The 13,264-nt window shown below is 49.0% G+C and carries 10 protein-coding genes and 1 rRNA gene; 5 read left to right on the top strand and 6 right to left on the bottom strand.

All coding sequences use genetic code 11. From position 1 onward, the window contains the following. Positions 1–2 precede the first annotated feature (2 nt). Both FTT64_RS01805 and FTT64_RS01800 read right to left on the bottom strand, forming a co-directional pair. Positions 3–968, bottom strand: a complete 966-nt coding sequence (locus FTT64_RS01805) for a hypothetical protein (RefSeq protein ID WP_016659723.1) — start codon at positions 966–968, stop codon at positions 3–5. Between the two features lie 160 nt (positions 969–1,128). Continuing rightward, the gene (locus FTT64_RS01800) at positions 1,129–2,943 is read right to left on the bottom strand and encodes a choice-of-anchor I family protein (RefSeq protein ID WP_180182015.1); all 1,815 of its coding nucleotides are present in this window, start codon (positions 2,941–2,943) and stop codon (positions 1,129–1,131) included. A gap of 176 nt (positions 2,944–3,119) precedes the next feature. On the opposite strand from FTT64_RS01800, the gene mdtD reads away from it, so the two are divergent. From mdtD to FTT64_RS01775, 5 genes are all read left to right on the top strand, one after another. Beyond that, positions 3,120–4,511, top strand: coding sequence for a multidrug transporter subunit MdtD (gene mdtD, locus FTT64_RS01795; RefSeq protein WP_180182016.1), 1,392 nt, complete (start codon positions 3,120–3,122; stop codon positions 4,509–4,511). Between the two features lie 75 nt (positions 4,512–4,586). Beyond that, positions 4,587–5,372, top strand: a complete 786-nt coding sequence (locus FTT64_RS01790) for a GH25 family lysozyme (protein ID WP_180182017.1) — start codon at positions 4,587–4,589, stop codon at positions 5,370–5,372. A 49-nt stretch (positions 5,373–5,421) separates the two neighbouring features. Then, entirely contained in the window at positions 5,422–6,435 is a 1,014-nt protein-coding gene (locus tag FTT64_RS01785; protein ID WP_016659726.1) for an MBL fold metallo-hydrolase, read from the top strand. Positions 6,436–6,444: 9 nt separating this feature from the next. After that, positions 6,445–7,500, top strand: a complete 1,056-nt coding sequence (dinB, locus tag FTT64_RS01780; protein ID WP_104472828.1) for a DNA polymerase IV — start codon at positions 6,445–6,447, stop codon at positions 7,498–7,500. Between the two features lie 469 nt (positions 7,501–7,969). Beyond that, positions 7,970–8,323 (top strand): RidA family protein, encoded by a 354-nt coding sequence (locus FTT64_RS01775; RefSeq protein WP_005181474.1) that lies wholly within the window; start codon positions 7,970–7,972, stop codon positions 8,321–8,323. Between the two features lie 38 nt (positions 8,324–8,361). On the opposite strand, the gene FTT64_RS01770 is transcribed toward FTT64_RS01775, so the two are convergent. The 4 genes from FTT64_RS01770 to rrf form a co-directional block, all read right to left on the bottom strand. Beyond that, complete coding sequence (locus FTT64_RS01770) at positions 8,362–8,895, bottom strand: DUF2726 domain-containing protein (RefSeq protein WP_180182018.1); 534 nt, start codon at positions 8,893–8,895, stop codon at positions 8,362–8,364. A 313-nt stretch (positions 8,896–9,208) separates the two neighbouring features. Further along, a complete protein-coding gene (locus FTT64_RS01765) occupies positions 9,209–11,608 on the bottom strand; it encodes a YgiQ family radical SAM protein (RefSeq protein ID WP_127800462.1) in 2,400 nt (799 codons plus the stop codon). Between the two features lie 118 nt (positions 11,609–11,726). After that, a complete protein-coding gene (locus tag FTT64_RS01760) occupies positions 11,727–12,956 on the bottom strand; it encodes an MFS transporter (protein WP_180182019.1) in 1,230 nt (409 codons plus the stop codon). 186 nt (positions 12,957–13,142) lie between these two features. After that, positions 13,143–13,257, bottom strand: a 5S ribosomal RNA gene (gene rrf / locus FTT64_RS01755). Positions 13,258–13,264: the final 7 nt, after the last annotated feature.

Below are 13,264 nucleotides of genomic sequence, written 5' to 3'. Positions count from 1 at the left end.
GCTTAGCCTGAAATCAGGTTATAGAACCATGGCAAAGTGGTCGCCAGGAATACCGACATGGCCAGACCAAACATCAGTTTCATCGCATCTTTGCTGACATTGCGTGAGGTACGGTATTTGCTGACCCCGTTCACAATCATTGAGATGGCAAATTCACGACCGGCCAACAGACCCAGGAATACCCAGGTGGTACTCATCGGGATATTGCTCCACTCTTTGAAAATCAGCAGGATCATTGCATAGATAAAGTCCACGATGGTCGCAGCACGTACATCGGTAACATCGGTTTTGGTATCGACAATCTTCTGGATGGCACCACCACGCTGGTACAGAATAACCCCCAGCAAGATCACAAAGACCGTAATGGCAAACATCAGGAATTCAAACGGTACCTGACGCGGCACATACACGAAGATGTTGGCCAGATCCTGAATCAGCCACTGGCTCCACAGGAAACCGGTAGATAACCATTGTAGAATCACCCATTTGGTCGAATGTTCCTGATCTTTGGTCTGGTTGAAGTACACCGTCATTTTGTTGGCCACAAAACGATAGATGATCAGCGCCGCCAGGAAGGCCACGGCATAGCCCATCATGGATTTGACCATCATCGAGCCCAAGCTCGCAGGAGAGAAGATGGTCAACACCAGGAAGGTGGTACTGACCGGAATACCATATTTGGTCAGTAGCAACAGTAAAACCGGCGGCACAATATACAGCCAGGTAATTCCACCTTCAGGGAACGGAATGGTTTCCAGTCGTCCATAAGAGGCATCACCGACGCCTGATGCATACCAGCCATAGACCAAGACCACAACCAGGATACTGCTGATATACACCCACAGTACCCACCAAGGACGATGGGAGTTAGAAGAAATAAAAGTCCCTAAGGTTTGAGGTACATCATTTCCGACAATAGAATAGGCCGCCAAACAGAAGCCGATTACCATTAAAAGTTCAATTGTCATAAGAACAAAGCCTATGTTCAAAAAGGGAACACCACCCCCTATCGGGCTGGCATTAGCTTAAAATGATGACAATACTATTTCAGTTCTATGACATTTTAGTGACAATAAAAATTTAAAATAAAAAAAGAGCACCGTAGTGCCCTTTCTCTTTTTTGCTCACTTATTTCAGATTCAGCTGATATACCGCGGTGCTGCCGCTGACTTCATTACCCACCACCAGTAATGGCTGGCCATTAGGCGAGTCCTTTGCCTCAATAAAGACCAGACCTTCCGGGCCTAAATCACCGGCCTGCCCCAGCTCAATTTGTTCAGTGCTCGCACTCATCTCACGGCTATTCAGATACTGCACAAAACTTGGTGCAGATGGAGTCGATACATCATAGACCATCACCCCGCCAGCACGTTCCAGACCAATAAAGGCAAAGGTTTTGCTGCCAATCTGGCCCAGCGTCACGCCTTCAGGTTCAGGGCCTTTGTTGTCACTGCGGTTATCCATGCCTGCTTCTTCATGGTTGGCATTGAAAATTTCCGGATGATGCTCGGCAATGTACTGCTCAAAATCATCCCCTGAATCCCAGACCCGTTCCAGACCGTTTTGCGCGCTATTTTCTGTCCAGATACTGACCGAGCGTGCACCAAAACTATAAAGATGGTCATATACCAGATTGCCGCGTTCATTCAGCTTTGGTGTACCATCGGCATTTTTCTGGTAGCCTTCAGTCCAGGTAATATTCAGACGACCCAGCAGATGATCTTTACGGCAGTCACCGGCATTGCCTGCCGTGGCACCGCAGTAGCTAAAATTGTCCGGATTCAGCTCGGCACCTTTGGCCAGCTGGCTTAAGTGTGCCGGTAAATCATCGCCTAAACGGCGGGCAAAGCCATCGGCATGTACCAGATGTTTCACTCGCCATTCTTCAACAAAACCTTTGCTGGTGTCGTTATTAAAATATTCTGGCGTGTCTTCACCCCAGGCGCGTGCATCGCCTTCATTGGCGGTCACAATATAGGTTTTGCCGGCCACATCAAAGCTGGCAATCGCATCTGGCATATACAGACCGCGCACATTGGCCCAGGTCTGGATCTTAATACTGCCCGTTCCATCGACACCATCGGCATCGCTGACATCCATGCCATTGCCGTCCAGACCATGGTCTTTAAAGCCCAATGGATACACCGCCAGTACTTTGGCATTAACCACATCAATTTTGGCCAGCGCATTGCTTTCCTGCAATGCGGCCCAAGCCGTTTTGCCATCTTGCGATACCGTAATATATTCCGGTTCAAAATCCTGCGCCGCGGTCGCATTTGGCCCGAAAATACGCACGCCCTGGGCACGCAGCGCCGCTTCCTGACCATTAAAGGCTTTGAAGTCTGCAGTGCGAACCACAGGCGCTGTTAAATTACTCAGCTGAATCACGGAAATTGAACCTTCCGGATCAACCTGATAATCGTCCGATGGCTCACCTTCATTGGCCACCAGCAGGGTTTGACCATCCGGGCTAAAAGTCAGCATATCCGGCAAGGCACCAACCTGCACATGCGCCAGTTTGCTCAGATCTTTGGCCTGATACAGCGCCACATAACCCGGATCGGTTTTGACGGCAGCCTGAATCGCAATTGCCACAATACCGTTATGCACTGCGACACTGTTTACTTCCGCGCCTTCAGCAATATCATGGACCTGAATCTCGGCAATTTTAACCGGCTGATTTGGCTGGCTTAAATCGAGTACATCCAGCACCCCGGCCTGCGCATTGACCACAAACAGGCGTTTGCTGGCGGCATCATAGGCCGGAATTTCTGCGGCACTTTCTGCAAAAATGCCCGACTGATAGGCCCCAATTTTGCTCAGTTCAATGGTATTTGGGGTTGGATCGACCGGTGCGGGACTGACCTGATCATCATCACTGTTACACGCTGCCATCCCCACGGCCAACATGGCCACCCAAAGTGATTTCAATTGTAATTTCATAGGTTTAATTTGATAGTGTTTAGAATATGAACAATTTATAAACATCCGGTTGCAGTGCCATGACGTTTTGATTGCAGTTTTCTGACAGGGTCAAGCCGTCACGCGGCAACGCTTTAGATACGACATCCGCGCCAGATTGTTTTACACTAGGCAAAATTCCACCATGTCCGCTAATTATGACTGCCACGCCAACCCATCAAGCCCTGCAACCCGAATTCAGATTGTTGGTGCTGCTGGTGTCGATTGGCTTTTTTATGCAGGGCCTGGATACCACCATCATCAACACCGCGTTGCCGGCTATTGCCGAGAATTTGCAGGAAGATCCGCTGCGAATGCACAGTGTAGTGGTGGCTTATGTGTTGTCAGTGGCGGCCTGCATTCCCTTGAGTGGCTGGCTGGCCGACCGTTTTGGTGTGCGTAATACCTATTTTTCCGCCATTGTGATTTTTACCCTGGCCTCCATTGGCTGTGCCTATGCCAGCAGCCTGAATGAACTGCTGTTTTACCGGGTACTGCAAGGCATTGGCGGCGCGTTCTTATTGCCAGTTGGTCGTCTGGCGATGCTAAAAATCATTCCCCGCACCCAGTTTTTATCGGCCATGAGCCTGATGAGTCTGGCCGGTCTGATCGGCCCCTTAATTGGACCTACTTTGGGCGGCTGGCTGGTCGAAGTGGCCTCATGGCACTGGATTTTTCTAATCAATCTGCCGATTGGCATTTTAGGCGTCTTGATCACCTTTAAAGCCATGCCAAACATCACCGAACCGAGCGTGCCGCAATTTGATTTCTGGGGATTTATCCTGTTATTGATTGCCATGGTCGGGCTGTCACTGGGCATTGAAAACGTGGCCAGTCCGCTGTACTCGCTGTGGTGGAGCATTGCGCTGGTCCTGCTCGGTCTGCTGAGTGCCGGCCTGTATGCCTATCATGGGCATACCCATCAGAATGCCCTGTTTCGCAGCAAGCTGTTCCGGCACCGGATTTATGCAATCGGGATTCTTGGGAACTCGATTGCCCGGCTGGCCGGCAATTCAATTCCCTTTTTACTGCCGCTGATGCTGCAACTGGCCTTTGGCTTTGAGCCCTTTGTGACCGGCCTGATGATGATTCCGACCGTACTCGGTTCGCTGGCCTCAAAACCGATTATCCGCCAGCTGATTCAGCGCTTTGGTTATCGTCAGGTGCTCATCACCAATACCTTGCTGGTCGGGGCCTGTATCGCCAGTTTTGCCCTGACCACGGCCGATACACCCATCTGGTTACGCGCGCTGCATTTCTTTATTTTCGGTCTGCTCAATTCACTGCAGTTTGTATCCATGAACACCCTGACCTTAAAAGATTTACCGCAGCAAGATGCCAGCAGCGGCAACAGCTTCCTGTCGATGATCATGATGCTGTCCATGAGTATTGGCGTGGCCTTGGCCGGAACACTGGTCAACCTGTTTAGTGCCTATTGGGGACCGGAACAGGTGGTCGCAGCCTTTCATGCCAGCCTGATCTGTCTGGGCAGTATCAACCTGCTGGCTGCAATGATTTTCTGGAAAATTCCGAAAAACACCCCGGTCTAAAGCCGCGTAGAACGCTAGCCGCCGCGCAGGCTTCGCGTTATGATCAAAATTGAATCCTGAAGATCTGCCTTGCCTATGTCTGCACGCCCTGCCCGCCGTTCTGTCCAGCCCCTGACCTATGCTGCGGTTGCCATCTGCGGCATGGTGCTAATGGCAGCCTTGCTGTATTGGGGCGTACTGCATACCCGGCCGGCCACCGCACAGGACTATCCGATTCAGGGCTTTGATGTTTCGCATCATCAGCAGCAGATTGACTGGCACAGGATTTCACCGGAAAAATACCGTTTCGTCTATTTAAAAGCCACCGAAGGCGGCGATTTTAAAGACCGTAAATTTCAGGATAACTGGCTGGCCGCACATGAACAGGGCTTTCTGGTCGGCGCCTATCATTTTTATCGGCTGTGTCGTGATGGTCAGGTGCAGGCACAGAATTTTATTGACAGTGTCCCGAAACAGGCCAACAGCTTGCCGCCGGTGATTGATCTGGAATACGACAGCAACTGCATCAACACCTATACCCGGGAACAGTTACTGCATGAAATTGGGGTGATGCATGACGCGCTGCAACAGCACTATGGCAAACAGCCGATTTTTTACATTTCCAAGAATTTTTATAATATTGTACTGGTCAATCAGTTCCCGCAGGTGCCGCTGTGGGTACGCGAATATCAGGGTAAACCGGCCTTAAGCGGTAATCCCGACTGGCTGTTCTGGCAATATAGCAATCGTGGCCAGATTCCCGGCATTGCCACTCCGGTCGATCTGAATGCCTTTTATGGCGATGAACAGGACTGGCAACAGTTTCTTAAGGCCAACCAGATTGTGGAACCATCTAAAAATAGCGTGGATACAACCCCTTAATACTCATACCAACAAGATAAAAATAAAAGCTGACAGGAATATTGTGCGAATGACACTGAAATACAAGATTTTGTCAGGTCTGCTTGGCCTGATGTTACTGCTGATTGCACTCATCATCTATATACTGCAGCCCTCCGGAAAAGTGCAGGATTTCCAGCCGTGGCTGTATCAGCCGGCAGCAACCGCACCAGCGGGCTACACGGTCAAATTCTTTGGCGTATCGACCTTACTGTTTGATGATGGCCAGCAACAGCTGTTGATTGATGGCTTCTTTAGCCGGCCCAGTCTGAGTCAGCTGATGTTTGGTCAAATTAACAGCCAGCCAATCGTAATTGAACATGCGATTGAGCTCCATCAATTGCAACGAACGCAAGCCATTCTGGTGACACACTCGCATTATGACCATGCGCTGGATGTCCCTCTACTTGGCCAATTGCTGCCGCAGGCTAAAATTATTGGTTCCCGAAGCACGCTGAATATTGCCCGTGGTGCTCACTTGCCCGAAAGCCAGTTACAGCAGCTGGTACCTTTACAACCGATGCAGATTGGCAACTTTACTGTCACCGCTTTCCCGTCCCAGCATACTCCGCCAACTGCAGTGAATAATGATCTGGGTGAGGAAATCCAGCAGCCACTGAGCCTGCCGGCACGGTTTTCGGAGTTTAAAGAAGGCCATAGCTTTGACTATCTGATTGAATATGAAGGTCATAAAAGTCTGGTCAAGGCCAGCACCGGTTTTATTCCCGAACAGCTCAAACAGCTACAGGTCGATCATCTGTTTCTGGGCATTGCCCAGCTGTCCAGGCAACCGGAACAGTATCAGCAGCAGTATCTGGCAGAAACCTTGCAGCACCTAAAACCCAAGGTGCTGATTCCCATCCATTGGGATGATTTTTTCCAGCCGCCAGAACAGCCGCTACAGTTTTTACCACATCTGGCCGATAATACCCCGAAGAGTCTGAATACCGTGATCAAGGCCGCAGCACAACAACAGACCCAAGTGCTGCTGCTCGATCAACCGTATGCTTATCCGCTAATGACAGCCACGGATGTCGCGCGTTAAGATGGTGCCATGAGAAAAATCATTCATATTGATATGGATGCGTTCTATGCCTCGGTCGAGCTAAAAGAGCGTCCAGAGTTACAACATCTGCCGGTGGTGGTGGCATCACATCATCCGCGTGCAGTGATTGTGGCCGCGTCCTACCCGGCGCGGGTGTTTGGGCTGCGCTCGGCCATGTCAATGAGTCAGGGCCGGAAACTGTGCCCGCAGGTGATTGTACTGGAACCGAATTTCCAGAAGTACCGGGAAGTGTCGGCACAAATCCATCAAATTTTTCAAAAATATACTGCAATCATTGAACCGCTGTCGCTCGATGAAGCCTATCTGGATGTTAGCGAAAACCTGCAGCAACTCCCCAGCGCCACAGAAGTGGCAATGCGCATCCGCGAAGATATTTTTCAGACCACCGGCCTGACTGCATCTGCCGGCGTGGCACCCAATAAATTTCTGGCCAAAATTGCCTCGGACTGGCATAAACCGAATGGCCTCTGCGTGATCAAGCCTTCGCAGGTGCAGACCTTTATTCAGGATTTACCCTTAAAGAAAATTCCGGGCGTGGGCAAGGTCATGCAGGAAAAGCTGAAGGCCTTGGGTCTGGAAACCTTGGGCGATCTGCAACAGGTCGAAGAAGGCCTGCTGATTCAACGTTTTGGTAAATATGGCAAACGCCTGTTTTTATATGCACAAGGCATTGATGAGCGCCCCGTTCAGGCCGAACGCAAACGCCAGCAGATTTCCAAAGAAATCACCTTTGATGATGATTATGTCCTCAGCCAATGCACGCCCTACTGGCCACAGCTGCTGCAACAGGTCTGGGCCAGTCTGGAAAAAAAGCAGCTCTGTGCCCGCGGCGTGTCAGTCAAACTGAAACTGAAAAACTTTCAGGTGTTGCAGCACAGCAAAAGCTTTCAGCATATTTTTACTCATCCGCAGCAGCTGGCACAGGCGCTACAACTATTAATTGAGGAAATGCATATTTCGCCTCAGGAACAGTTCCGGCTGATAGGCGTGGGGGTTTATCAACTGTCTTCACCAGCACAGCAGCCGCAGCTCAGTCTACTTTAGGCTTAAAATTGTGCAGGAATTGATCAAAAGAATAAAAATGATACAAAATGCGCTTCACAATGGGCAAAATTAGAGTAATCTATCTGCGCAATACATTTATCCATGTATGTGCTGAGATGCTGAAAATCACCTTTACTTTCAGCATGCTGTCCTGTGATTGGCGTGATGATCTATCCGAATATTACAGGACAACTCTGACGTTCCCATGGATGGCTGTATCGTCTCCCGCCTTGCTGTAACCTGCTTCTTTTTATCTGATTTTCTATCGCATTATCCCGATCTATTCCCTTCAGATCACCGGCTTTTTGCGTCCTAAAATTCCCATTTTTTCAAATCAAAATCGCCACAAGATTGATGGATTTCTGTACCAACTCCGGCAGCGCTGGTGTTCTGTACTGGCGCTTCATGGCAATATAGTCACATTGCCAGAGCAGCCGAGGTGCTGCTTGCCCATCTACAGGATTTTGTTATGACCGTACAACGTTTACATGTCGCACAGCGCTATTCAGAAATTGCCATTTCAGGCCATCTGGTGCATTTGGCCGGCCAGCTGGCAGAAGACACCAGCCTGGATATTCGCGGTCAGACCCGCCAGACCCTTGAGATAATTGACCGTTTACTGGCTGAAGCCGGCACCGATAAAAGTCATATCATGTCAGTCATGATTTTCTTAAAAGATATCGAGCAAGACTATGCAGCCATGAATGAAATCTGGGATGCCTGGGTCGCCGATATTGAAGCGCTGCCCCGTACCTGTGTGGAAGCCAAGCTGTATCAGCCCGAAGTCCTGGTTGAAATGACTGTGGTCGCGGTTAAACCATAAAAATTTGAGATAAAAAGCATCTGTTTAGATGCTTTTTTTCAACCCAACGCGCCCATTCTGCGCGCTGAGGCCGGATAGAACGCCAATTTCTTTTTTGGCAGATCAAGCGCCTCCAGATTTTCAGCGCCCTCCAGTAACCCAAATTCTTCACGCAACTGCTGATATTCCGGCACCTGATCAAAGCTGATTACGGTATAACCGGCCATCCGCAGCAATTCATTCTGATACTGAATATGCTGACGTTTTAAGGCCAGGGTATCGTCCAGGGTAATCACGGCCAGTACCTGATAAGCATCATCCAGCACCACAAAGTCCGCCACCATATTGCGGTATTTATTGCGGGTACGCGGCAGTTTGGTGGTCAGTAGTGCATCAAAAGACACATGGGTCAGCACGGTATGGGTCGGTAAAATTTCTTTTAGCCGGGTATAGGTCAGCTGCTCATTCAAACTGAAAATAGCGCGGCGTTTCAGGGTGCTGTCGGTCTGGCGTTTAGCCTGAATGGCATGCCTGGCTGCCATGATCAGCAACCCTGCCAGAATAAGACTTGCGAGAATAATATAAACGGTCATGAGGTTAATCCTTTAATACTCTATTCTTATAATTTATTCGGTATCTCACCGATTATTTTTCAAATACAAGTATAACGTTTTGCTTATTATAAATAGGTTAAATTTAAGAAACTTAAAGCAATGCTGACGAAAGATGCATAAACACTGACAGTCTGTTGCAGAGCAAGTTTCCAGGAAAAACCATCTCCTTGTTTTTCCTCAAGCTAATGTATACCAACTTTTATGAGCTTCACAATTCTTTTCAAACCGATTGTCTGACAAATCCGACAAAATGTGAACCAGAAAAAGGACGCACTTGGCGTCCTTTCCTGATTTAAGCACGAGATTTTGGCTTAGACTTACCTTTGGCCTTTGCACCGCCAAATGGACGTTTTTCGCCGGTTTCACGTGGAGGCAAACCGGTATGCTGGGTCAACATCTGGCCTTTTTTCGGACGATTCGACTGACCCTGATTTTGCCCTTGGCCACGGTTGCCATGCTGACCGGTACGTTTCTGTGAATCTCCGGCCAGGGTCGAGTTTTTCTTACGCGCTGACTGGTACTGCCCTTCCGTACCTTGCGGCTGATAGGTTGGAATCAGATGCTGCTTGGAATTGCCAATCAAATCGGCACGGCCCATCTCTTTTAAAGCCTCACGTAACAATGGCCAGTTGTTTGGATCATGGTAACGCAAGAAGGCTTTGTGCAGACGACGACGTTTCTCTCCTTTCACAATATCGACATCTTCGGTATAACGCGCCACTTTGGCCAGCGGGTTTTTACCGGTGTAATACATGGTGGTGGCGGTGGCCATTGGCGATGGATAGAAGGTCTGTACCTGATCGGCACGGAAACCATTCTTTTTCAGCCAGATCGCCAGGTTCATCATGTCGTAGTCGGTGGTGCCCGGATGCGCCGCGATGAAATACGGAATCAGATACTGTTCCTTGCCGGCTTCCTTGCTGAAACGATCAAACATTTGCTTGAAGCGGTCATAGGTACCAATACCGGGCTTCATCATCTTCGATAACGGACCTTTTTCGGTATGTTCTGGTGCAATCTTCAGATAACCCCCAACGTGGTGGGTCACCAGTTCACGCACATATTCCGGATTCAGTACCGCCAGGTCATAACGCAGACCGGAACCAATCAAAATCTTTTTAATGCCTTTAATCGCACGTGCTTTACGGTATAGCTGGGTCAGTGGTGCATGATCGGTATGCAGGTTCTGACACACGCCTGGGAATACACAGGACGGCTTACGGCAGTTCTTTTCAATTTCCGGATCTTTACAGTGCAAGCGGTACATGTTAGCGGTTGGACCACCTAAGTCCGAGATAATCCCGGTAAAGCCCGGTGCGGTATCACGGATTTTTTCCACTTCACGCAAAATCGACTCTTCCGAACGGTTCTGGATGATACGGCCTTCGTGTTCGGTAATCGAACAGAACGTACAGCCCCCAAAACAGCCACGCATGATGTTCACCGAGAACTTGATCATGTCGAACGCCGGGAAACGTGCATCGCCATAAGCTGGATGTGGCAGACGTGCATATGGCAGGTCAAACACATAATCCATTTCTTCAGTGGTCAATGGAATTGGTGGTGGATTAATCCAGACATCACGCTCGCCGTGTTTTTGCACCAAAGCACGTGCGTTGCCCGGGTTAGTTTCCAAATGCAGAATACGGTTGGCATGTGCATATAGCACCGGATCATTAGCCACGTCTTCAAAAGATGGCAAACGAATAACCGCCAGTTCACGTGGTGGCAGTTTATGCTTAATGGCTTTTGAGGCCGGTTGCAGCTGAACAATCTGCGTATCGGCATCCAGGTTGTCGCCTTCACGGACAATCGGATTGGCCACCATTTCTTTTTGGAAATTCTGGTACTGGCTTAAGCTGTTACCCTTTTCTTTTTCAACTTCACAGCCATCAATATCTTCGGTCATCACATAGGGGTTGATGATCGGATCGACACGGCCAATGGTATCGACATCATTGGAGGCGATTTCGACAAACTTGGCTTTGGCCGCACGGTTATGTTTATTGATAATAAAGGCAGTACCGCGCACATCGGTGATATCGGTAATTTTTTCGCCTTTGGCCAGACGGTGCATCACTTCAATAATGGAACGCTCGCCATTACCGTACATCAATAAATCGGCTTTTGAATCCATCAGAATTGAACGACGGACTTTATCTGACCAGTAATCATAATGCGCAATACGACGCAGTGAACCTTCGATCCCGCCAAGCAACACCGGCACATCCGGGAAGGCTTCACGACAGCGCTGGCAATACACGGTTGCAGCACGGTCTGGACGTTTGTTCGGGACATTGTCTGGTGAATAGGCATCATCCGAGCGGATTTTGCGGTCCGCGGTATAACGGTTGATCATCGAGTCCATATTGCCGGCGGTGACGCCCCAGGCAATATTCGGTTTACCTAAGGCACGAAAGGCCTCGACATTGGTCCAGTCAGGCTGCGCGATAATTCCGACCCGGAAACCTTGCGCTTCCAGCACACGGCCAATAATACCGGATACAAAAGATGGATGATCAATATAGGCATCGCCGCAGACCAGAATAAAGTCACAGCTATCCCAGCCGAGTTGGTCCATTTCCTCGCGTGACATCGGCAAAAATGGCGCGGGTTCAAAACATGACGCCCAATATTTGTCGTAATCAAACAACGCTTTCGGCGCGGTTTGAGCGGTATAAGCAGTAGACATGGCTAGCAATTCTCGGCTGGCAGATGGAAGATCAGAAAAGATCGAAAGATGAAAGCCGAGTATTTTAGCATGAATTCCAAGTGGCTTGCTTGATTATAATTTATACAAAATCAAGTTTTTAATTTTTAATCTGTGCCGTGGGTGCAGTGCTGCTTAATTTTTTCAGATATAGGGTCAGGATCAGGCCCAACAACAGCAGACTTGCGATAAAGATCAATAAGCCAGGCCAGTCCCAGCGCTCCCAGATCAGACCGCTACCACTGCCGAGCACGCTCGAGCCCAAGTAATAGCAGAACAGATATAAAGATGAACCCACCGCCCGATACTGTAATGATTGCACCGTCACCCAACTGCTACAAAGAGAATGTGCTGCAAAAAAAGCAAAGGTAAAAATCAGCAGCCCGACTAACACGACCGCCAGCTGATTCAGTAACATTAGCGCCAGACTGGCCCACATCACCAGCAGCATCAACGGTAACACTTTTTCCCGGCCAAACTTTTGTCCCCACTGTGCTGCCCGTGGTGAACTGTAAATTCCAGCCAGATAGGCCCCAGAAATCAGCCCGATCCAGGTTTGTGGCAAAGCAAAAGGCGCATCCAGCAGATGATAGCTCATGTAGTTAAATACCGAGACAAAGCATCCCATTAGAATAAAGCCCTGAAGAAACAGAATTCTTAATTTTGGATCGGCCAGATTTTTGGCAAAGGCCTGTTTAAAACGCGACAATTGAATTGGATAGGACTGGAAATTCCGGGAATTGGGCAACAGCCAGTAAAACAGAATCGCAATCGCCAGGTTAATCACACCAATGATTAAAGTTGCATATTGCCAGGAAATAAAATCCACCAGGACTCCGGCAATTAAACGGCCACTCATGCCGCCAATTGCGGTGCCTGAAATATATAAGCCCATGGCAAAGCCAACATCTTTGGCCGCAATTTCTTCGCCAATATAGGTCATTGCCACCGCGGCCACCCCACTGACTGCCATGCCAATCAGGACACGGGTGCTGAGAAAAAATGACCACTGTGGCAATAAGGCACTGGCTATTAACAGTAAGGCCGCAGAGAACAATGCCACGACCATAATCGGTTTACGCCCGACCCGATCTGAAATCAGGCCGGTAAATAATAGAGCGGCGGCCAAAGCAAAGGTCGAAAAAGATAAGGGAAAACTACTTTGGGTCGGACTGACCTGAAAGAACTGGGCCAGAATCGGCATCATCGGTTGAACACAGTACAAGGCAGAAAAGGAGGCAAAACCGGCCAAAAACAAAGAGAGAAGAATGGCCTTAAACTGAGGAGAATCGTGCTCAATTTGCTGAGTCTGGCTTTGGGAATCTGACATATACACTCCAATTATGTTATGAGTATACGCCGGTTCCGGTTAAATGGGAGGCTTCAATTTCAACCGATTAAAAGCTGGTTTAAACGGAGAGAACAGTCCTCGAAAAATTCCACTTTCTTAAGCACACAAATTTCCTGCATAAAAAAATCCCCCTGCTATTTAAGCTAGGGGGATTTTGAATTAATGAGCTGGCGATGACTTACTCTCACATGGGTAACCCCACACTACCATCAGCGCTAAGAGGTTTCACTTCTGAGTTCGGGAAGGGATCAGGTGGTTCACTCTTGCTATTGTCGCCAGCACAACTG

It is taken from the genome of Acinetobacter sp. Q186-3, from assembly GCF_013420655.1.
Taxonomy (GTDB): domain Bacteria; phylum Pseudomonadota; class Gammaproteobacteria; order Pseudomonadales; family Moraxellaceae; genus Acinetobacter; species Acinetobacter indicus.
This window is presented reverse-complemented; position numbering and strand designations above follow the sequence as displayed.

Coding starts and splice junctions, on each gene's coding strand:
- FTT64_RS01805 (WP_016659723.1), bottom strand. CDS start 968: ATGACAATTGAACTTTTAATGGTAATCGGCTTCTGTTTGGCGGCCTAT.
- FTT64_RS01800 (WP_180182015.1), bottom strand. CDS start 2,943: ATGAAATTACAATTGAAATCACTTTGGGTGGCCATGTTGGCCGTGGGG.
- mdtD (WP_180182016.1), top strand. CDS start 3,120: ATGACTGCCACGCCAACCCATCAAGCCCTGCAACCCGAATTCAGATTG.
- FTT64_RS01790 (WP_180182017.1), top strand. CDS start 4,587: ATGTCTGCACGCCCTGCCCGCCGTTCTGTCCAGCCCCTGACCTATGCT.
- FTT64_RS01785 (WP_016659726.1), top strand. CDS start 5,422: ATGACACTGAAATACAAGATTTTGTCAGGTCTGCTTGGCCTGATGTTA.
- dinB (WP_104472828.1), top strand. CDS start 6,445: ATGAGAAAAATCATTCATATTGATATGGATGCGTTCTATGCCTCGGTC.
- FTT64_RS01775 (WP_005181474.1), top strand. CDS start 7,970: ATGACCGTACAACGTTTACATGTCGCACAGCGCTATTCAGAAATTGCC.
- FTT64_RS01770 (WP_180182018.1), bottom strand. CDS start 8,895: ATGACCGTTTATATTATTCTCGCAAGTCTTATTCTGGCAGGGTTGCTG.
- FTT64_RS01765 (WP_127800462.1), bottom strand. CDS start 11,608: ATGTCTACTGCTTATACCGCTCAAACCGCGCCGAAAGCGTTGTTTGAT.
- FTT64_RS01760 (WP_180182019.1), bottom strand. CDS start 12,956: ATGTCAGATTCCCAAAGCCAGACTCAGCAAATTGAGCACGATTCTCCT.